At 61.0% G+C, this 20496-nt stretch carries 16 protein-coding genes; 8 read left to right on the top strand and 8 right to left on the bottom strand.

Annotated elements, in window-relative coordinates:
- The first annotated feature begins 8 nt into the window (after positions 1-8).
- Positions 9-881, top strand: a complete 873-nt coding sequence (pdxY, locus tag AB4O23_RS04350) for a pyridoxal kinase PdxY (RefSeq protein ID WP_065879229.1) — start codon at positions 9-11, stop codon at positions 879-881.
- Positions 882-1012: 131 nt separating this feature from the next.
- Here pdxY and AB4O23_RS04355 read toward each other — a convergent pair whose 3' ends face one another.
- Positions 1013-1498, bottom strand: a complete 486-nt coding sequence (locus tag AB4O23_RS04355; protein ID WP_017528630.1) for an acyl-CoA thioesterase — start codon at positions 1496-1498, stop codon at positions 1013-1015.
- Positions 1499-1787: 289 nt separating this feature from the next.
- Here AB4O23_RS04355 and AB4O23_RS04360 point away from each other — a divergent pair, with 289 nt between their 5' ends.
- Entirely contained in the window at positions 1788-3551 is a 1764-nt protein-coding gene (locus tag AB4O23_RS04360; protein ID WP_017528629.1) for a cation:proton antiporter, read from the top strand.
- A 22-nt stretch (positions 3552-3573) separates the two neighbouring features.
- Here the strand turns inward: AB4O23_RS04360 and AB4O23_RS04365 are convergent, their stop codons facing one another.
- The 3 genes from AB4O23_RS04365 to uvrD form a co-directional block, all read right to left on the bottom strand.
- Complete coding sequence (locus AB4O23_RS04365) at positions 3574-3981, bottom strand: SMI1/KNR4 family protein (RefSeq protein WP_017528628.1); 408 nt, start codon at positions 3979-3981, stop codon at positions 3574-3576.
- Between the two features lie 132 nt (positions 3982-4113).
- Positions 4114-4983, bottom strand: coding sequence for a Tim44 domain-containing protein (locus tag AB4O23_RS04370; protein WP_017528627.1), 870 nt, complete (start codon positions 4981-4983; stop codon positions 4114-4116).
- A 225-nt stretch (positions 4984-5208) separates the two neighbouring features.
- The gene (uvrD, locus tag AB4O23_RS04375) at positions 5209-7392 is read right to left on the bottom strand and encodes a DNA helicase II (RefSeq protein WP_017528626.1); all 2184 of its coding nucleotides are present in this window, start codon (positions 7390-7392) and stop codon (positions 5209-5211) included.
- A gap of 277 nt (positions 7393-7669) precedes the next feature.
- Here uvrD and AB4O23_RS04380 point away from each other — a divergent pair, with 277 nt between their 5' ends.
- From AB4O23_RS04380 to AB4O23_RS04390, 3 genes are all read left to right on the top strand, one after another.
- Positions 7670-10543 carry an EAL domain-containing protein gene (locus AB4O23_RS04380; protein ID WP_017528625.1) on the top strand — a complete coding sequence of 958 codons (2874 nt, stop codon included), beginning with the start codon at positions 7670-7672 and terminating at the stop codon, positions 10541-10543.
- Between the two features lie 162 nt (positions 10544-10705).
- Positions 10706-11572, top strand: coding sequence for a transcriptional regulator HexR (hexR, locus tag AB4O23_RS04385; RefSeq protein WP_003177007.1), 867 nt, complete (start codon positions 10706-10708; stop codon positions 11570-11572).
- A 200-nt stretch (positions 11573-11772) separates the two neighbouring features.
- Positions 11773-11970 (top strand): PA3496 family putative envelope integrity protein, encoded by a 198-nt coding sequence (locus AB4O23_RS04390; protein WP_080598153.1) that lies wholly within the window; start codon positions 11773-11775, stop codon positions 11968-11970.
- On the opposite strand, the gene AB4O23_RS04395 is transcribed toward AB4O23_RS04390, so the two are convergent.
- Complete coding sequence (locus AB4O23_RS04395) at positions 11900-12874, bottom strand: LysR family transcriptional regulator (protein ID WP_017528623.1); 975 nt, start codon at positions 12872-12874, stop codon at positions 11900-11902. The two genes, AB4O23_RS04390 and AB4O23_RS04395, sit on opposite strands and share 71 nt — an antisense overlap.
- Before the next feature lie 195 nt (positions 12875-13069).
- Here AB4O23_RS04395 and AB4O23_RS04400 point away from each other — a divergent pair, with 195 nt between their 5' ends.
- Both AB4O23_RS04400 and oadA read left to right on the top strand, forming a co-directional pair.
- Positions 13070-14485, top strand: a complete 1416-nt coding sequence (locus tag AB4O23_RS04400) for an acetyl-CoA carboxylase biotin carboxylase subunit (RefSeq protein ID WP_010565910.1) — start codon at positions 13070-13072, stop codon at positions 14483-14485.
- A gap of 11 nt (positions 14486-14496) precedes the next feature.
- A complete protein-coding gene (gene oadA, locus AB4O23_RS04405; protein WP_017528621.1) occupies positions 14497-16305 on the top strand; it encodes a sodium-extruding oxaloacetate decarboxylase subunit alpha in 1809 nt (602 codons plus the stop codon).
- Between the two features lie 81 nt (positions 16306-16386).
- On the opposite strand, the gene AB4O23_RS04410 is transcribed toward oadA, so the two are convergent.
- From AB4O23_RS04410 to AB4O23_RS04420, 3 genes are all read right to left on the bottom strand, one after another.
- Complete coding sequence (locus AB4O23_RS04410; RefSeq protein WP_460070073.1) at positions 16387-17697, bottom strand: autotransporter outer membrane beta-barrel domain-containing protein; 1311 nt, start codon at positions 17695-17697, stop codon at positions 16387-16389.
- A gap of 159 nt (positions 17698-17856) precedes the next feature.
- On the bottom strand, positions 17857-18627 hold the full coding sequence (locus tag AB4O23_RS04415) for an amino acid ABC transporter permease (RefSeq protein ID WP_017528619.1): 771 nt from the start codon (positions 18625-18627) through the stop codon (positions 17857-17859).
- Positions 18624-19445, bottom strand: a complete 822-nt coding sequence (locus tag AB4O23_RS04420) for an ABC transporter substrate-binding protein (RefSeq protein ID WP_017528618.1) — start codon at positions 19443-19445, stop codon at positions 18624-18626. Before AB4O23_RS04420 ends, AB4O23_RS04415 begins: the two co-directional genes overlap by 4 nt.
- Positions 19446-19556: 111 nt before the next feature.
- On the opposite strand from AB4O23_RS04420, the gene AB4O23_RS04425 reads away from it, so the two are divergent.
- Positions 19557-20456, top strand: a complete 900-nt coding sequence (locus tag AB4O23_RS04425; protein ID WP_017528617.1) for a homocysteine S-methyltransferase family protein — start codon at positions 19557-19559, stop codon at positions 20454-20456.
- Positions 20457-20496: the final 40 nt, after the last annotated feature.

Here is a 20496-nt window from a genome sequence, read left to right on the forward strand (position 1 = left end):
TATCCTGCATGAAACGCACACCTCATCTGCTTGCGATCCAGTCTCATGTGGTTTTTGGCCATGCCGGAAACAGCGCCGCCGTGTTCCCCATGCAGCGGATCGGGGTGAACGTCTGGCCGCTGAACACGGTGCAGTTCTCCAACCACACCCAGTATGGCCAGTGGGCGGGCGAAGTGCTGGCACCGCAGCAAATTCCCGCGCTGGTGGAAGGCATTGCCGCCATTGGTGAACTGGGTAACTGTGATGCGGTGCTATCGGGCTACCTGGGCAGCGCAGACCAGGGGCGGGCGATTCTCACGGGTGTGGCACGGATCAAAGCCATCAACCCCAGGGCCCTGTACCTGTGTGACCCGGTGATGGGCCATCCGGAAAAAGGCTGCATCGTGCCCCAGGAAGTCAGTGACTTCCTACTCGACGAAGCGGCTGCCATGGCCGACTTCCTATGCCCCAACCAGCTGGAACTGGACAGCTTTGCCGGGCGCAAGCCGCAGTCGCTGTTCGATTGCCTGGCCATGGCCAAGGCGCTGCTGGCGCGCGGGCCCAAGGCGGTACTGGTCAAGCACTTGGATTACCCCGGCAAGCTGCCGGATGGCTTTGAGATGCTGCTGGTGACCGCCGATGGCAGTTGGCACCTGCGTCGGCCGCTGCTGGCATTTGCGCGCCAGCCGGTGGGGGTGGGCGACCTGACCTCGGGGCTGTTCCTGGCGCGGGTGTTACTGGGCGACAGCCTGCTGGCCGCTTTTGAGTTCACCGCCGCGGCCGTGCACGAAGTGCTGCTGGAAACCCAGGCCTGCGCCAGTTACGAGCTGGAACTGGTGCGGGCCCAGGATCGCATCGCCCATCCGCGCGTTCGTTTTGAAGCCACGCCGATCGGCCTGTAAGTACACAGAAACCAATGTGGGAGGCGGCTTGCTCCCGATAGCGATGGGTCAGACACCAGATGCAGTGACTGACACTCAGCAATCGGGAGCAAGCCCCCTCCCACATTTTGATGCGGTTTACAGATTGAGCCTTACAGCGCGTCTGCCTTGATTTCCTGGTAGCGCTTTTCCAGCTCCTGGCGGATCTGCCGACGCTGTTGGGCCTGTACGAACCGGCGCTTGTCTTCGCTGTGCTGGGGTTGCAGCGGCGGCACGGCGGCCGGTTTGCGCTGGTCGTCCACGGCGACCATGGTGAAAAAACAGCTGTTGGTATGGCGTACCGAGCGCTCGCGGATGTTCTCGGTCACCACCTTGATACCCACTTCCATCGAGGTATTGCCGGTGTAGTTGACCGATGCCAGGAACGTCACCAGCTCGCCGACGTGGATAGGCTCGCGAAAAATCACCTGGTCCACCGACAACGTCACTACATAACGACCGGCATAACGGCTCGCGCAGGCGTAGGCCACTTCGTCGAGGTACTTGAGCAAGGTGCCGCCGTGGACATTGCCTGAGAAGTTGGCCATATCAGGGGTCATCAATACCGTCATCGACAGCTGGGCGTTTCCGGGTTCCATAGCACACTCACGGGTTGTAGGCATTGGTTGGGGGCGCACCTCTGCGGATGCTGGAATCTTTGCGGCGCCATCCCTTACGGGACGCCAGTGGGCGGCTTGCCGTCACGCCTGGGCCGATCTGTTTCCATATATTGCACTGGCTTTTCGGTAGAAGTCGCGGTGTTAACCTTCAAAAGCCCATCGCAGGGTATTTCTTACGATCAAGGCAGACTTTTCCTTCCGCTCTTTGCGACTGTTCATGCGCGGGTGGACTTGGCAAAAGCGCCAGTACCAGCAAGGAGCCCTCGCCATGCACGCCATCAGCTTTATCCAGGACTTGGCCGTGATCATGCTGGTGGCAGGGGTGGTCACCGTCCTGTTTCACCGTCTCAAGCAGCCGGTGGTGCTGGGTTACATCGTCGCGGGCTTCATCATTGGCCCCCATACCCCGCCGTTCGGCCTGATCCACGACGAAGACACCATCAAGACCCTGGCCGAGTTGGGGGTGATCTTCCTGATGTTCTGCCTGGGCCTGGAGTTCAGCCTGCGCAAGTTGTTCAAGGTGGGTGCCACGGCATTTATCGCAGCCTTCCTGGAAATCATTCTGATGATCTGGATCGGTTACGAGATCGGCCAGTGGTTCGACTGGAACACCATGGACTCGCTGTTCCTGGGCGCCATCCTGGCAATCTCTTCGACCACCATCATCGTCAAGGCACTCAATGACCTGAAGATGAAAAACCAGCGCTTCGCCCAACTGATTTTCGGCGTGCTGATCGTCGAGGACATCCTGGGCATCGGCATCATCGCCTTGCTGTCGAGCATCGCCGTCAGCGGTACGGTGAGTTCCGGCGAGGTGTTCTCCACCGTCGGCAAGCTGTCGCTGTTCATGATCGTTGCCCTGGTCATCGGTATTTTGCTGGTGCCACGTTTGCTGGCCTATGTGGCCAAGTTCGACAGCAACGAGATGCTGCTGATCACTGTACTGGGCCTGTGCTTCGGTTTTTGCCTGCTGGTGGTCAAGCTGGAATACAGCATGGTGCTGGGGGCGTTCCTGATCGGCGCGATCATGGCCGAGTCCCGTCAGTTGATTAAGATCGAGCGCCTGATCGAGCCGGTTCGCGACATGTTCAGTGCCATCTTTTTTGTGGCGATCGGCTTGATGATCGACCCGCAGATCCTGCTGCAATACGCCTGGCCAATCGCGGTCATCACCGTGGCCGTGGTGTTGGGCAAGATGCTGTCCTGCGGCCTGGGGGCGTTTATCGCCGGCAATGACGGGCGCACCTCACTGCGCGTAGGCATGGGGCTGTCGCAGATTGGCGAATTTTCTTTCATCATCGCCGCGCTGGGGATGACCTTGCAGGTCACCAGCGATTTTCTATATCCGGTGGCGGTCGCGGTTTCGGCGATTACGACGCTGCTCACACCGTACCTGATTCGCGGTGCCGACCCGTTGTCATTGAAGATTGCCGCCGTGATGCCCCAGCGAATGAGCCGGGTGTTCGGCCTGTATGGCGAATGGCTGCGCAGTATTCAGCCGCAAGGCGAGGGCGCAATGCTGGCGTCGATGATCCGCAAGATCATCCTGCAGGTGGGGGTCAACTTGGCGCTGGTGATTGCGATCTTCTTCACCGGCAGCTTTTTCGCGGCGCGTATCGGCGGCTATCTGCAGGGCTGGATCAGCGATCCAAGCTGGCAGAAGGCATTGATCTGGGGTGGGGCATTGCTGTTGTCGCTGCCGTTTTTGATCGCCGCGTACCGCAAGCTCAAGGCTCTGTCGATGTTACTGGCGGAGTTGAGCGTGAAGCCGGAAATGGCCGGGCGGCATACCCAGCGTGTGCGCCGAGTGATCGCGGAGCTGATCCCCATTTTGTCGTTGCTGGTGATCTTCCTGCTATTGGCGGCCTTGTCGGCCAGTATTCTGCCGACCAACAAGTTACTGATGCTGATTACGGTGGTCGCGGCAGCAGTAGCGGCCGTGCTCTGGCGCTGGTTCATCCGCGTGCATACGCGGATGCAGGTCGCCTTGTTGGAAACATTGGATAACCACAAGGACACGCCGGAGCACTAATGGGAGCGGATGGGGGCCGTTATCAGCTTTCCAGCCAGACGTCCCGCGCCCAGTGCCACACCGATTCCCAGGTTTCTTCGGTAACGAGTTCTTCCTCGCCGGACCACAACACCACGGTGCCGTCTTCTTCTACGCAGTAGTAGTCGTCGCCGTCCTGGCAGATCGGGATCATGCTGCGATCAACGCCGGCATCCCAGGCATTGGCGGCCACATCCGGCAGGTAGGTGTGGGATTGCGGGTCGGTGATGGTCACCGGCTCCAGGCTGCCGTAGACCACGTCACTGACGGTCAGCAGGAATTCGCGGAAGACAAACGGGATATCGATGAACAGCTGTTCTTCGATTTCTACCAGTTGATCTTCGTCAGGTAGCTCCAGGGGAACCGGGACCGGTTCGTTGGCTTCACGCAGTTGTTCGATGATTTCTTCCACGGCCGGGATCCTCTTGCTAGATGGCGCGGTTAATAGGGGCGTTTTATACAGTAGCTCGCTATAAGTGCAACCGTGAAATAGAAAACCCCGGAACAGGTCCGGGGTTTTGTCAGCACTTGCTCAAGCGACGCATCAGCCGTTCTGGCGGATACCTGCGACCAGCCATGGCTGGTTGTCGCCTTGGGCGCGTTCCATATTCCAGCTCTCGCTGAACACTTCGCCCTGGTCGAAACGCGAAGTCTTCGACACGCCGCTGAAGGTCAGGGTGGCGATAGTCTTGTCGGCGCGATCATCCACGCCTTCCAGCTGTACGCGCAGGTCGTCGATGTAGGTCGACTGGAAGCCGTCGCCCAGGTCGGCGCGTTCGCGCTTGAGGAACTCCAGCAGTTGCGGGGTCACGAACTCGGAGATCTTGTCCATTTCGTTGGCGTCCCAGTGCTGCTGCAGGGACTGGAAGTGGCTGCGGGCCGCTTCGACGAAACGCTCTTCGTTGAACCAGGCCGGTGCGTTGATCACCGGGCGGGCTGCGGCAGGCGCTGACGAACCACCGAAGATCGAACCCATGGCCGGTTTTTGCTCGAACACTTCACGCTGCATCGGCGCGCCGGCTGGAGCCATGTGCTCCTGCTGCTTGCGACGACGGGCGGCGATAAAGCGGAAGACCAGGAAGGCAATGACGGCCATGATCAGGATGTCGAAGATTTGCATACCCTGGAAGCCGCCGCCCATGAACATGGACGCGAGCAGGCCACCGGCTGCGATACCGGCCAGAGGGCCCAACCAGCGCGAAGCCCCGCCGGCCTTCGCCGCGGCGCCAGCAGCACCGGCTGCGCCTGCGGTAGCGGCAGCACCGCCGGCAGCGGTGGATGGAGCCATTTGGCTGGTCTGGTGAGTCGGTGCCGCGCCCGAGCTTTTGCCGCCACCGAAGCGTTTGGCGTTGGCGTCAAGGCTCATCGTCAGGCCGATGCACAACGCCATGGCGATGCTAAGAAAACGTTTCATAAAGGGAATTCCCATTTGTGGATTGCACGCGCGCCATGTTGCACAGGTGTAATGACAGTGGCTAGCGACATAATGTTTCGGGCTTTTGCGTAAGACCAAATCCGAAGGGTCTGTAGGACTAATTACAGATATTGGCCCACGCTGCTCTAAAACAAGGGTGGGCCGATAATCTTCATGTTACGCAGTGTTTCATGATGGCGAGCGAGCGTGCACCCTCACCACAGGTCAGACAGCCTCAAGTTTGGCGTAACCCATCATCAGCCACTTGCTGCCTTCGGCGAAGTTCACCTGCACGCGAGCCTGGGCGCCGGCACCTTCGAAGTTAAGGATCACGCCCTCGCCAAACACCGAATGCTTGACCTGCTGGCCGAGGCTGAACGGGGTTTGCGGAATCTCGGAACCGGCGAACAGGTGGCTGGAGTGCTGCTGCTGGCCCCCGCCGAACGGGCGGCTGACGCTGTTGGAGAGGCGCACTTCCTGGATCAGGCCTTTAGGCACTTCACGTACGAAACGCGAAACCTTGTTGTAGGTCTCGCTGCCGTAAAGGCGTCGGGTTTCGGCGTAGGTCATCACCAGGTTCTGCATTGCGCGGGTGATGCCAACGTAGGCCAGGCGACGTTCCTCCTCAAGGCGGCCGGGCTCTTCCAGGCTCATCTTGTGCGGGAACAGGCCTTCTTCCATGCCCACCAAGAACACATACGGAAACTCCAGGCCCTTGGCGCTGTGCAAGGTCATCAGCTGGATGCTGTCTTCATGCTCATCGGCCTGGGTATCACCGGCTTCCAGCGACGCGTGGCCCAGGAACGCCGCAAGCGGGGTCAGCTCTTCGTCTTCCTCGGTGTTTTCGAACGCGCGCGCGGCGCTGACCAGTTCCTCAAGGTTTTCTACCCGGGCCTGGCCTTTTTCGCCTTTTTCCGCTTCGTGGTAGGCAATCAGCCCGGATTGCTCAATCACCGTCTGGGTCATCAAGTGCAGCGGCATGTCCGCACATTTGGCGGCGAGGTTCTCGATCAACTCGACAAACACACCCAGCGCCCCGGCGGCACGGCCGGTCAGGCCTTTGTTGGCGATCAGCAGGCGCATGGCTTCCCACATCGACACATCGGCATGGCGCGCGTGGTCGCGGATCGCTTCAACGGTTTTCTCACCGATGCCGCGCGCGGGGATGTTGATGACCCGCTCCAGTGCCGCATCGTTGCCGCGGCCTTCCAGCAAGCGCAGGTAGGCCATGGCGTTCTTGATTTCGGCACGCTCGAAGAAGCGCTGACCGCCATAGATGCGGTAGGGGATGCGCTCGCGCAGCAAGGCTTCTTCCAACACCCGCGATTGGGCGTTGGAACGGTACAAAATGGCGATATCGCTGCGCGCGAGGCCGGTCTTCAGCGCGCTTTCAATGGTTTCCACCACATAGCGCGCCTCGTCGTGCTCGTTGAACGCGGCGTAGAGGTTGATCGCTTCGCCTTCGCCGCCGTCGGTCCACAGCTCTTTGCCCAGGCGCCCGGTGTTGTTGGCGATCAAGGCGTTGGCGGCCTTGAGGATACCGGCGGTTGAACGGTAGTTCTGCTCCAGGCGGATGGTCACCGCGTCCGGGAAGTCTTCGGAGTACTGGTAGATGTTCTCGATTTTCGCGCCACGCCAGCCGTAAATCGACTGGTCGTCGTCACCCACCACCATCAGGCTGTCGCCGCCCTTGGCCAGCAGGCGCAACCAGGCGTACTGCACGGCGTTGGTGTCCTGGAATTCGTCCACCAGAATGTGGCGGAAGCGCTTCTGGTAATGGGCCAGCAAACCGGGGTTGTCGCGCCACAGGTCGAGGGCGCGCAACAGCAGTTCGGAGAAGTCGATCACACCGGCGCGTACGCAGGCAGCCTCGTAGGCTTCATAAATGCTGCGCATGGTGGCCAGGAACAGGTCGCCGCTGGCCTGGATATGTTGCGGGCGCAGGCCCTCGTCCTTCTGGCCGTTGATAAACCACTGCGCCTGGCGCGCCGGCCAGCGCTGTTCATCCAGCCCCAGCTCACGGATCACCCGCTTGACCAGGCGTTGCTGGTCATCGCTGTCAAGGATCTGGAACGTCTGGGCCAGGCCTGCTTCCTGCCAATGCGCCCGCAACAGGCGGTGCGCCAGGCCGTGGAAGGTGCCCACCCACATGCCGGCCGGGCTGATGCCCATCAACTGCTCGATGCGGTGGCGCATCTCGGCGGCGGCCTTGTTGGTGAAGGTTACCGACAGGATGGAATGCGGGGACGCGTTCTCGACCTGGATCAACCAGGCGATACGGTGCACCAGCACTCGGGTTTTACCGGAGCCAGCACCGGCCAGGACCAACTGACGGCCAACGGGGGCCGCTACGGCCTGGCGTTGGGCATCGTTGAGGGAGTTCAGCAAAAGAGAGAGATCATCGCGCATCGGCGCATTCTAGGGTGCCGGGGGGTGTCGGGCAAATCCCAATGCCGGGTGGTAGGCGCAAAATATCCGGCGCGCTCTGTGCCGGTCGACATTCTGCTTCGGGTGATGACCGGTCGGTCAAGGGACGCAGCCCGCGCCGGGTCTCGCTCAAGCGGTCTGGCCCCAAGCTTTGCGCGGTGTGACCGGGTAGTTTTTATGATGTGGAGCAGTTTGGCCCGGGCACTTGCTTGTGTATGCTCCGTCGACGTTCGGGCTCACCATTATAAGAACACTGCCTATGACCCTTAACACCGACCTGCACGGCCCCTCCATGGCGCCCGCGCAGGTTATTCGTAAACACTACGCCACTGAGATGGCGGTCGAGCGTACACGCCTGCTGTATCAAGGCTCGCTGCTGCCCACCTTATTAATGCTGGTAAACGGCCTGGTCTGCGCCTGGCTGCTCTGGACCCCCCAGCAATACGTGTTGGACAGCATCTGGCTGGTGTGGCTGCTGGCCTTGGTGGCGATGCGCGTCATTCAGGTGGCGGCCTTCGATTCAGCCATGCCCAGCCGCCAGGCCCAGCCGGTCTGGCGGCGTATGTTCATGCTCGGCTCGGCGGTCAGCGGGCTGACCCTGGCCACCGCCGCGATAGCCCTGGCCCCGGTGAACAGCTTCATGCAGCAAGCCTGGGTGTTCGGCCTGATCGGCGCGGCGACGTTGTCGGCCAGTGTGGCCTACGCGGTGAGCCTGCCGGCCTTTCTGTCCTTTGCCGTGCCGTGCCTGGTGCCGTCCATTGTCTACCTGTTATGGAATGGCGACCCGCAGCAACAAGGCTGGGGCGTGCTTGGCCTGATCCTGTTGGTGTCGCTGAACCTGGTGGCCTGGCAGGTCAACCGCCTGATCCAGCGTGAACTGTTACGGCGTTTCCAGAACCAGGCGCTGATTGAAAACCTGCAACAGGCGCAACAGCGTAGCGAGCAGTTGAATCAGGACCTGGTGCGTGAGGTCGAGCAGCGCCGTCAGGTCGAGCAAGAGCTGCGCAATGCACAAATCGGCTTGCAGGACCGTGTTGCGCAACGCAGCCAAGAGCTGGACGCCGCCAGCCTGGCCCTGAATAAAAGCGAAGCGCGCCTGGCCATGGCCCTGCAAGCCAGCGAACTCGGGCTGTGGGACTGGAACCTGCAAACCGACGAAGTCCACCACACTCAACTCAAAGAGCTGTTCGGCCTGGAGCCGGAATACGTCACCGCCATGCTCGGCCACCTCAAGCCGCGCCTGCACCCCGACGACTTGCCGCTGCTCAAGCGCGCGTTGGTGGAGCACCTTAAGGGGCGTACCGAGGATTACCTGGTGGAATACCGCGTGCGCCATGGCGACGGGCACTGGGTATGGATCGAAGATCGCGGGCGCGCCGTGGAGCGCGCGCCGAGCGGGCGTGTGATCCGCATGCTTGGCACCCGCCGTGACATCAGCGCGGGTAAAGCGCTGGAAGAACAGCAGCGGTTGGCGTCGACGGTATTCGAGGCCGCCAGTGAAGGCATCGTAATACTTGACCCGGATTACGCGCTGATCGCGGTCAACCAGGCCTTCAGTCGCGTCACCGGCTTTGAAATCGACGACATGCTGGGACGCAACGTGGTGGAACTGCCCAGCAGTCGCGACGCTCGGCGCCATTTTCCGGTGATCCGCCAAGCGTTGCTCAGCCATGGCACGTGGCAGGGCGAGTTGGTGGAAACACGCAAGAACGGCGAGCTGTACCCACAGTGGCTTCAGTTGAATGTGGTGCGCGATTTTCGCGGAAACGTCAGCCATATAGTGGGCTTTTTCGCTGATCTGTCGGCGCGGCGCGAATCCGAGGAGCGCATGCGCTACCTCACCCACTACGACGAATTGACCGGCCTGGCCAACCGCTCGCTGTTCCGCGAACGGCTGCGCGAGGCTCACCAGCGCGTCCGGCTGGGCGGGCGCAGCCTGGCGCTGCTGCATATCAACCTCGATCGTTTCAAATTGCTCAACGACAGCCTGGGCCATGAAGTGGCCGACCAATTGCTGCAAAAAATGGCCCGCCGCTTGATCAATGCCTTGCCGGAGGCGGACACCATTGCGCGCTTGTCCGCTGATGAATTCGCCGTACTGTTCGACGCCTATGGCAATCTGTCGAGTCTGGCGCGGGTGGCCACGCGCCTGCTGGCCAAGCTGCGGGTGCCGGTCACCGTGGAGGGGCATGAATTGGTGGTCAGCGCTTCAATGGGCGTAAGTCTGTTGCCGGATAACGCACGGGAAATTTCCGCGCTGGTCAGCCAATCGAACATGGCCATGCAACACGCCAAGCACCTTGGCGGCAATAATTTCCAGTTCTACACCGACAGTTTGCAAGCCAGCACCCTGGAGCGACTGCAGCTGGAAAACCACCTGCGCAAGGCTATCGACGAGCGTCAGTTGGCGGTGTTCTACCAGCCGAAACTGTGCCTGGCCACCGGCAAACTCAATGCGGCCGAAGCGCTGATCCGGTGGGAGCATCCGCAGTGGGGCATGGTGCCGCCGGCAGACTTTATCGGCCTGGCCGAAGAAACCGGCCTGATCGTACCGCTGGGCGAATTCGTGTTGCGGGAGGCCTGCTGGCAGGCCTGTGAATGGCAGCGCCAGGGCTTGGCGCCCATTCGGGTGTCGGTGAACCTGTCGGTGCATCAATTGCGCCAGGGCAAGCTGGTCAGCCTGGTGCGCCAAGTGCTGGAAGAAACCGGCCTGGACCCGCAGTACCTCGAACTTGAACTGACCGAAAGCCAATTGCTCGACAGCGTCGAACATATCATCGCGACCTTCCAGCAATTGCGCGACCTGGGGGTAAAGCTGGCCATCGATGATTTCGGCACCGGCTATTCGTCCCTCAGCTACCTCAAGCGCATTCCCGTGGACTACGTGAAGATCGACCAGACCTTTATTCGTGGGTTGGGGCAGGGGCGCGAAGACGCGGCCATCACCCGGGCGATTATTGCCATGGCCCACGGTTTGGCGCTCAAGGTCGTGGCTGAAGGTGTGGAGGATCTGCAGCAGTTGGATTTCCTGCGGGTGGAGCGCTGTGACGAAGTGCAGGGCTACCTGATCAGCCGGCCGATGCAGGCGGATGGGTTGGCGGATTTGTTACGTAAAAATGCAGATTTTCCCTAGTGGTGCCACGGCCGCCTTTGTGGCTACAAAGCGCCTGCCCTTTGAATCAGAGGGCAGCAGGGCGATTTAGTGATGCGTCGCACGGGCAAAACGGCAATTCTTGTAGTATAACTACAAGCTTGCTACATCCCCTGGCCCTGCCAATAACAAGAGTCCTGCCCTTTGAACCTGTTGCAACATATCGCCCAGTCGCGCCACCTGTTACGCAAATCGGAGCTCAAGGTTGCCGATCACGTGCTGCTTGACCCCGCGGCTGTGATGCACAGTTCCATGGCCGACCTGGCTCACAGCGTGGGCATCAGCGAGCCGACCATCGTGCGCTTTTGTCGCGCCATCGGCTGCTCCGGTTTCCAGGACCTCAAACTCAAACTGGCCCAGAGCCTGGCCGCCGGCGCCAGCTTCGGCCAGTTTGCGATTCACGAAGACGATTCCGTCGCCGATTACAGCCTGAAAATTTTCGACACCACCTTGCACACCCTGATGGAAGTGCGCGAGAAGCTCGATCCGGTGGAGTTGCAAAAGGCTGTGACGGCCATGTCCCAGGCCCAGCGCGTCGAGTTCTATGGGTTTGGTGCCTCCGGCGCGGTGGCGGCGGATGCGCAGCACAAATTCTTCCGCCTGCTGCTCACGGCGGCGGCTTACAGCGACCCACATATGCAGGCCATGTCGGCGGTGACGCTCAAGCCCACCGACGTGGCCATCTGCATTTCCCAGTCGGGCCGCTCCAAGGACCTGCTGATCACCGCCAACCTGGTGCGCGAAAGCGGCGCGTCGCTGATCACCTTGTGCCCGAGCCAGACGCCGCTGGCGGAACTGTCCACGGTCAACCTGGCGATCGATGTGCACGAAGACACTGAGATCTACACGCCGCTGACCTCGCGAATCGCCCATCTGGTGGTGATCGACGTGCTGGCGATGGGCGTGGCCATGGCGCGCGGGCCGAGCCTGGTCAACCACCTCAAGAGCGTGAAGCGCAGTTTGCGCAGCCTGCGGTTGTCGCCAAAATCGGTCAAAGCCCTGGACGACTGATACGGTCAAAATGTGGGAGGGGGCTTGCTCCCGATAGCGGTGGATCAGTCGACATACCCGATACTGGCACACCGTAATCGGGAGCAAGCCCCCTCCCACACTGGGTTCTCCAGCGTGCCCAGAATCTTCATCAGGCTGTCATCGTCGCGTCATCCCCCCAGGCCATCCTGAACTCCCGTAATCGCATTGGGAGACTCCAAATGGCCCGGCCCTACGAAGACAGCAACAGCTGCGTCAAAACCCGTCGTCAGCAGGAAGACCAGCGCCGCATGGCGTTCCGTCGCGCAATCGAAGACCGCTGCGATCAGCGCCAATTGCTCCAAAGCATCAGTGACTATCCGGAACTGCACTGGCAGGCACCCGCGGCTGCCCAGCGAAGCGCTCAGCCAACGCGCTGATCTGCACGCGTTCGCTGCGGATAAAGCCCAGGAACGCATGGGCCACCGGTGACAGACGCTTGGCCTTGGCCTGCACCAGGCACCAACTGCGGTACAGCGGCAGCTCTTCCACCGGCAGCTCCTTGAGCCCGCCGGTGGCCAATTCCATGTTGACCGCGTGGCGTGTCAACAACGCCACGCCCAGGCCGGCGCATACGCATTCGCGCTGCGCCTCGGCCGAGGCCACTTCCACCGTCTGGGTGAAGTGCACACGTTTTTCCTTGAAATACTCCTCGCACGCCAGCCGCGTGCCGGAGCCCGGTTCGCGGATGAGCAGGGTGTAGGGCTCCAGGTCCTGCAGGCGCAGCGGGCCTTGCAGGCTCAAGGGATGATCGAGTGGCGCCACGGCGACGATGGGGTTGTTGAGAAATGGCAGGAACTCCAGGCCCATGTCCTGGGGCACCATGGACATAATCACCAGATCATCTCGGTTGTCGGAAAGCCTGCGAATCACCTGGGCGCGGTTCACCACCGTCAGTTGCAACTGCACCTCCGGATGTTGGCGCTTGAAGGCGGCAAATAGGTGCGGCACGAAGTACTTGGCGCTGGATTCAATGGCCAGTTTCAACTGGCCTTGCAGCGAGCCCTGCATGTCCGAGAGCTGCATATCGAGGTTTTCCAGGCGCCCGAAAATATCGCGGCTGGCTCGCTGCAAGGCTTCGGCGGCCTCAGTCATGTAGAGTTTTTTGCCGACGTAATCGAACAGCGGCTGGCCGATCAGCTCTTCCAGCTGGCGAATCTGCAGGCTCACGGCGGGTTGTGTCAGGGACATTTCCTCGGCCGCCCGGCTGTAGGAGCGCAAATCGCACACTTCATTGAAGATCTGCAATTGACGCAATGTCATGCGCATCAGTGACTTACGCATTATTTGAATCCTCTCTCCCGGCCTAGTCGGCCAACTATAAGTCTTTACTTATACACAGCCCAATAATTATTGATTTTTGTTAATCCCTGCTGGGGCTTAGTGTGTGTCTCGCGACTGTCATGAAACATTTGGTCACGCGCCGACCCGGCTTCAGCGGGTCGAAGAACGCAGCAATTGGCTCAAGGGAATTTCCAAGTGATAAAAAAGATCCTGATCGCCAACCGTGGTGAGATTGCCGTACGAATCGTGCGTGCTTGCGCCGAGATGGGCATTCGCTCGGTCGCGGTGTATTCCGATGCCGACCGCCACGCGTTGCACGTCAAACGTGCCGACGAAGCCCACAGCATTGGTGCCGAGCCGTTGGCCGGCTACCTGAACCCGCGCAAGCTGGTGAACCTGGCCGTGGAAACCGGTTGTGATGCGTTGCACCCCGGCTACGGTTTCCTGTCGGAAAACGCCGAGCTGGCGGACATCTGCGCCGAACGCGGGATCAAATTCATCGGCCCGGCCGCTGAAGTGATCCGCCGCATGGGCGACAAGACCGAAGCCCGTCGCAGCATGATCAAGGCCGGTGTACCGGTGACCCCAGGCACCGAAGGCAACGTCGCCGACATCGCCGAGGCTCTCACCGAGGGCGACCGTATCGGTTACCCGGTGATGCTCAAGGCGACCTCCGGTGGCGGCGGTCGCGGTATTCGCCGGTGCAACAGCCGCGAAGAACTCGAGCAAGCCTTCCCTCGCGTGATTTCCGAAGCCACCAAGGCCTTCGGTTCGGCGGAAGTGTTCCTGGAAAAATGCATCGTCAATCCCAAGCACATCGAGGCGCAGATTCTCGGTGACAGCTTTGGCAACGTGGTGCACCTGTTCGAACGCGATTGTTCGATTCAGCGCCGCAACCAGAAGCTCATCGAAATCGCCCCCAGCCCGCAGCTGACCCCGGAACAGCGCGCCTACATCGGCGACCTGTCGGTGCGCGCCGCCAAGGCCGTGGGCTACGAGAACGCCGGCACCGTGGAGTTCCTGCTCGCCGAGGGCGAGGTGTACTTCATGGAGATGAACACCCGGGTGCAGGTGGAACACACCATCACCGAAGAAATCACCGGGATCGACATCGTCCGCGAGCAGATCCGCATCGCTTCCGGCCTGCCGCTGTCGGTGAAACAGGAAGACATCCAGCACCGTGGTTTTGCGTTGCAGTTCCGTATCAACGCCGAAGACCCGAAGAACAACTTCCTGCCCAGCTTCGGCAAAATTACCCGTTATTACGCGCCCGGCGGCCCCGGCGTGCGTACCGACACGGCGATTTACACCGGCTACACCATCCCACCGTTCTATGACTCCATGTGCCTGAAACTGGTGGTGTGGGCGTTGACCTGGGAAGAGGCCATGGACCGTGGCCTACGTGCCTTGGACGACATGCGCCTGCAAGGCGTGAAGACCACCGCCGCCTACTACCAGGAAATCCTGCGCAACCCGGAATTCCGTAGCGGCCAGTTCAATACAAGCTTTGTGGAAAGCCACCCTGAGCTGACCAACTACTCGATCAAGCGCAAACCCGAAGAGCTGGCCCTGGCCATCGCCGCCGCCATCGCCGCCCACGCAGGCCTGTGAGGACTATAAGAATGAGCAAGAAGATTTTTGTCACCGACACCATCCTGCGCGACGCTCACCAATCGTTGCTGGCCACCCGCATGCGCACCGATGACATGCTGCCGATCTGCGACAAGCTCGACAAAGTCGGCTACTGGTCCCTGGAAGTCTGGGGCGGCGCGACCTTCGACGCCTGCGTGCGCTTTTTGAAAGAAGACCCATGGGAGCGCCTGCGCCAATTGCGCGCCGCGTTGCCCAATACTCGCCTGCAAATGCTGCTGCGCGGCCAGAACCTGTTGGGCTACCGCCACTACAGCGACGACGTGGTCAAAGCCTTCGTCGCCAAGGCCGCCGTGAACGGCATCGATGTGTTCCGCATCTTCGACGCCATGAACGATGTGCGTAACCTGCGCGTGGCTATCGAAGCGGTGAAGGCAGCGGGCAAACATGCCCAGGGCACCATCGCCTACACCACCAGCCCGGTGCACACCGTCGAGGCCTTCGTGGCCCAGGCCAAGCAACTGGAATCCATGGGTTGCGACTCGATCGCGATCAAGGACATGGCCGGCCTGCTGACCCCGTACGCCACCGGTGAGCTGGTCAAGGCGCTGAAAGCCGAGCAGAACCTGCCGATCTTTATTCACTCCCACGACACCGCCGGCCTGGCCGCGATGTGCCAACTCAAGGCCATCGAAAACGGTGCCGACCATATCGACACCGCTATCTCCAGCTTCGCCTGGGGCACCAGCCACCCCGGTACCGAGTCGATGGTCGCCGCCCTCAAAGGCAGCGAGTTCGACACTGGCCTGGACCTGGAACTGCTGCAAGAGATCGGCCTGTACTTCTACGCCGTGCGCAAGAAGTACCACCAGTTCGAAAGCGAATTCACCGCGGTCGACACCCGCGTGCAAGTCAACCAGGTACCGGGCGGGATGATTTCCAACCTGGCCAACCAGCTCAAGGAGCAGGGCGCGCTCAACCGCATGAGCGAAGTGCTGGCTGAAATTCCGCGCGTGCGTGAAGACCTCGGCTTCCCGCCGCTGGTCACCCCAACCTCGCAGATCGTCGGCACCCAGGCGTTTTTCAACGTGCTGGCCGGCGAGCGCTACAAGACCATCACCAACGAAGTGAAGCTCTACTTGCAAGGCGGCTACGGCAAGGCGCCGGGCACTGTGAACGAAAAACTGCGTCGCCAGGCCATCGGCAGCGAAGACGTGATCGATGTACGCCCTGCTGACCTGCTCAAGCCGGAAATGACCAAGCTGCGCGGCGAAATCGGCGCGTTGGCCAAGTCTGAAGAAGACGTGCTGACCTACGCCATGTTCCCGGACATCGGGCGCAAATTCCTCGAAGAGCGTGACGCCGGCACCCTGGCGCCGGAAGTGCTGCTGCCTATCCCGGAAGCGGGCGGTGTGGCGCGCGCCGGCGGCGAGGGTGTGCCGACCGAGTTCGTGATCGACGTGCACGGCGAAAGCTACCGCGTGGATATCACCGGTGTCGGCGTGAAAGCCGAAGGCAAGCGTCACTTCTATCTGTCCATCGACGGCATGCCGGAAGAAGTGGTGTTCGAGCCACTCAACGAGTTTGTCGGCGGCGGCGGTAGCAAGCGCAAGCAGGCCACCGAGCCGGGCCATGTGAGCACCGCGATGCCGGGCAATATCGTCGACGTGCTGGTCAAGGAAGGCGACGTGGTCAAGGCCGGCCAGGCTGTGCTGATTACCGAAGCCATGAAGATGGAAACCGAAGTCCAGGCCTCGATTGCCGGCAAGGTGGTCGCTGTGCACGTGGCCAAGGGCGACCGGGTCAACCCTGGCGAAATCCTGATCGAAATCGAAGGCTGATTACCCAGCCTTCGACACTACCGTTTAAACCTCGGGGGGCATGTGCCCCCTTTTTTTGTCTGTTGTTCAGGCAATGCCGCCTTAGAACGCCATCGCCCATTGCCCCATCAACCCCTGGTTACGACTATGGCTGCCGAACTCGGCGGTGTAGGCCAGGCCCACACGGTGTTCAGCCGACAGCGCCATGTCCAGGCCGGTACGCAGCGCCAGACTGTCGCGGTCCAGAGCGGTGCCGTCGATGGTGAACTCACTGTTGAAGTCCTGACGTTTGTTCCAGGCAAATGACTGGCGAACGCGACTGTTGACGTCGCCATACAGGTGTTTCCATTGGGTGCTCAGGTGCGGTTTGAGGGTCATTTGGTTGCCCAGTGCAAAACCGTGGCTCAAGCGAAGGCCCAAGGTAGTGCTGAGGTTTTGCTGGGTTTGTGCACCCACGTCCAGTGCGCTGTAGCCGCCTTTTTCCCGAAAACGGTCACGCTGATAGCGCTGAAAACCAGCGCCGGCAAAGGGCTCGGCGTGCAAACCGCCCAGGTCCAATTGATAGCCCAACTCTGCGAATACGTTTTGGCTCTGGGCGTTGTACTGGCCCGTGAGATTTTCGCGGCGGTTAATAAAATCGAAATCGACCGTACGCTTGTTTTTCCCGGTATGGGCGCTGTAAAGCGCCCCCAGGCGCAAGGCCAGTGGTCCGTCCTGGCGCACGGCGTAAGCCCCCAGGTGCCAACTGTCCAGATCACCTTTGAAACGCGTGGCGTTCAGTTCGCTGCCGGACTTGCCGGCCACCACGCCGAGTCGCCATGCAGGGTCGATTGACCAGTCGGCACCCAGCAGCAGGCCCTGGCTGCGTTGTTTCAAGCCGGCACTGCCGTGCTGGGCATCGAGCTTGCCGCTATGGCCCAGGCTCTGGACCCATACGCGTCCTGTCTCGCTGGCGTGGTTGTCCAGCAGGCGCAGGGCCGACAACAGGCTGGCGTTCAATTGATTCATGCTGTTTTGAGTGGCGGTGCCCAGGTTGGCGTTCTGGGTGCCTGCCAGTTGCTCAAGCACGGCACCTATCCGACCTGGCTCCAAGGTGCCCAGGTACAGGCCGTAATTCTCAAGGCGGTTTTTTTCCCATTCATGCAGTTCGTCCGAGGCCAGCAGGGTTTGCACCGCGGAGTCCACCACTTTGGCGACGCTCAAACCGTTCCGGCTGGTGGCGGTGTTGGCGAAGTAGAAGTCTTCGGGTGTCGGCAAAGCCGGTTCGAAATGGTGCCTTCCACTGCTCACCGCAGCCGGCTCAAGCCATTCGCTGTCTGGCTCGATGTCGCCTCGTGCCTGCGCGTGTTGAGCGCTGAGCGCGCCGAGCGTCAGGGTGATGGCCATTGCGAGTTGTTTCTTTATGAGCGGCATGTAAACCCACCTCTTGATATATGAGGCGGGGAATTTAGCGGCGTACCGGGGGGATAAATGTCAGCCTGCGAGCCGCTCGTTTGCGGGAGATGTCTCTGGTCTGGCGCGATTAAAAACAATCAGCGATAGGGCGGGTCACGCTCGTTGTTTGGCGGCCGGTCACCCGCGCTTTACATAGCCCTTGCCATAATGACGCTCCATGCGCGCCTGGATCAGTTCCAACCCGAGCGACATCACCCAGTAGATGATCGCGGCCGTGGTGAGCATTTCAATGTAGCGGTAGCTGGAGCGGCCATAGGACTGCGCCAGGAACATCACTTCCCACACGCCCATCACCGAGATCAGGGACGAGTCCTTGAGCATGGAGATGAACTGGTTGGTCGCGGGCGGAATGATGGTGCGCATGGCCTGGGGCAGGGTGACGTGCCAGAAGATCGCACTGTCGCGCATGCCCAGGGCCAGGGCGGCTTCGCGTTGGCCGTGGGGAACGCCCAGGATACCGGCGCGGAAAATTTCGCTCAGGTAAGCGCCATAGTTCAGCGACAGCGCGATGATCCCCGCGACGATGGCGCCCGGCACCAGGCCCAGTTGCGGCAGGCCCAGGTAGATCAACAGGATCTGGATCAGCAGCGGCGTGCCGCGAAAGAACGAGGCGTAGAAACTGGCGATACCGAACGCCACGGCACTTTTCGACAGGCGCCCCAGGGCGGTGATAAAGCCCAGCACCGACGACGCGGCAATCGAGCACAGGCACAAAAACACCGTCAGTGCCGCGCCTTGCAGAAAACCGTTGGGCGCCAAGTGCAGGCCGACCAGGTTGGGCAGCTTGTCGAGGATGATCGAGAACTTCAGGTCAAAGCTCAGGAAGAAACCGGCAAACAGGGCGAACAGCGTCGCCCAGGTCAGGTACAGCCGTATGCGAAAGCTCATCGGCTGATATCGGCGCCGATCCATTTTTGCGACAGCTTGCTCAACGTGCCGTCCTGTTTCAGCTGGGCGAAGACTTCACGCACCTTGCTGTCCCACTGCGGGTCGCCTTTTTCGATGGCCACCGAGTTGGGCTCGGAGTACAGCGGTTCGCCGGCCAGCTTGAAGCGTTTGTCCTGGTTCAGGCGCGGTTGGGCGGTGACCAGGTTGGTGAGGATTGCATCCAGGCGCACGCCGGCGCCCAGGCCCAAGTCCTGGAACGCTACGTTGTCGGTATCGTACGGGGCGATTTGCACGTCCTCGAACGGGTACTGCAACTGCGTGTCTTCGGCGCCCTCGATCACCAGGTTCTTGTTCAGGTAGCTTTCATAGCTGGAGGCGCTGGTAAGGCCGACTTTCTTGCCGCTCAGGTCCTTGGCGCTGTGGATGCGATCGTCCTTGGCATTGACCACGATCACCGCCGGGGAAGCGTAATACTCCACCGGGAAATCAAACACCTCGGCGCGTGCCTTGCTTGGGGTCATCGAGCAGATACAAATATCGTAGCGCCCGCTCCAGCGGCCAGCGGCGATCACGTCCCACGAGGGCGTTTCCAGGCGCAGCTTAACGCCCAGCTTCTGCGCAACGGCCTTGGCCACGTCAACGTCGAAGCCGTCGAGTTGGTTCTGCTCATTGAGAAACGAGAACGGCGGGTAGCTTTCCATCAGCACGCCCACCAGCTCTTTTTTCTGTTCGATGCGGTCCAGGGTCGCGCCGGCGAAGGCCTGGGTAGAGGCCGCCAGTGTCATCAGGCCCAGGGCCAACAGGGATTTAAGTTTCACGGTGACACCTTTAGAAAAAAGAGTTGGTATGAAGCGGATCGAACGTATTAAATAGTTATAAGAACGACTCTCATAGTGAGTTATTTTCATAAGCTTATGAGTAAAAGGCATATGGACGAAAAAACCGTAATTCTCGATGGCGGCATGGGCCGTGAACTGCAACGCCGGGGCGCGCCGTTCCGTCAGCCGGAATGGTCGGCGTTGGCCTTGAGCGAGGCGCCGCAGGCGGTGGAGGCGGTGCACGCGGCCTATATCGACAGCGGTGCCGATGTGATCACCAGCAACAGTTACGCGGTGGTGCCGTTTCATATCGGTGAGGCGCGGTTTGCCGCCGAAGGCCAAGCGCTGGCTGCGTTGGCGGGTGAGTTGGCGCGTCGTGCGGTGACTGCCTCAGGCAAAAGCGTGCGGGTGGCCGGCTCATTACCGCCGTTGTTTGGCTCTTATCGTCCGGATTTGTTTGAAGCGCAGCGTGTGTCTGAGTTGCTCACGCCCCTGGTGCGGGGCCTGGCGCCGCATGTCGACCTGTGGCTGGCCGAAACCCAGAGTTCAATCGTCGAGGCGCGAGCGATCAAGGCCGGTTTACCAGAGGATGGCAAGCCGTTCTGGCTGTCGTTTACCTTGAAAGACGAAGACACCGACGAGGTCCCGCGCCTGCGCTCCGGCGAGCCGGTGGCGGACGCGGCCGAGGCGGCAGCGCAGTTGGGCGTGCACGTGCTGCTGTTCAACTGCAGCCAGCCGGAAGTGATCGGCGCTGCCATCGATGCCGCGCGCGAAACCTTCGAACGCCTGGGCGTGGCGATCCAGATCGGCGCCTACGCCAATGCTTTCCCGCCGCAACCCAAGGAAGCCACGGCCAACGATGGTCTGGACCCGCTGCGCGACGACCTCGACCCGCCCGGCTACCTGCACTGGGCCGCCGACTGGAAAGCCCGCGGCGCCAGTCATTTGGGCGGCTGCTGCGGCATCGGGCCAGAGCACATTGCGGTGCTGGCCCAGCATCTGAGCCAATGATTCACCGCCGATCATATGGGAGAGGGCTTGCTCCCTCCCA

The organism is Pseudomonas sp. H2_A10, assembly GCF_054680085.1.

Bases quoted from the DNA above. Each gene is read 5' to 3' on its own strand.
- pdxY (WP_065879229.1), top strand. From the start codon at position 9: ATGAAACGCACACCTCATCTGCTTGCGATCCAGTCTCATGTGGTTTTT.
- AB4O23_RS04355 (WP_017528630.1), bottom strand. From the start codon at position 1,498: ATGGAACCCGGAAACGCCCAGCTGTCGATGACGGTATTGATGACCCCT.
- AB4O23_RS04360 (WP_017528629.1), top strand. From the start codon at position 1,788: ATGCACGCCATCAGCTTTATCCAGGACTTGGCCGTGATCATGCTGGTG.
- AB4O23_RS04370 (WP_017528627.1), bottom strand. From the start codon at position 4,983: ATGAAACGTTTTCTTAGCATCGCCATGGCGTTGTGCATCGGCCTGACG.
- uvrD (WP_017528626.1), bottom strand. From the start codon at position 7,392: ATGCGCGATGATCTCTCTCTTTTGCTGAACTCCCTCAACGATGCCCAA.
- AB4O23_RS04380 (WP_017528625.1), top strand. From the start codon at position 7,670: ATGACCCTTAACACCGACCTGCACGGCCCCTCCATGGCGCCCGCGCAG.
- AB4O23_RS04390 (WP_080598153.1), top strand. From the start codon at position 11,773: ATGGCCCGGCCCTACGAAGACAGCAACAGCTGCGTCAAAACCCGTCGT.
- AB4O23_RS04395 (WP_017528623.1), bottom strand. From the start codon at position 12,874: ATGCGTAAGTCACTGATGCGCATGACATTGCGTCAATTGCAGATCTTC.
- oadA (WP_017528621.1), top strand. From the start codon at position 14,497: ATGAGCAAGAAGATTTTTGTCACCGACACCATCCTGCGCGACGCTCAC.
- AB4O23_RS04410 (WP_460070073.1), bottom strand. From the start codon at position 17,697: ATGCCGCTCATAAAGAAACAACTCGCAATGGCCATCACCCTGACGCTC.
- AB4O23_RS04415 (WP_017528619.1), bottom strand. From the start codon at position 18,627: ATGAGCTTTCGCATACGGCTGTACCTGACCTGGGCGACGCTGTTCGCC.
- AB4O23_RS04425 (WP_017528617.1), top strand. From the start codon at position 19,557: ATGGACGAAAAAACCGTAATTCTCGATGGCGGCATGGGCCGTGAACTG.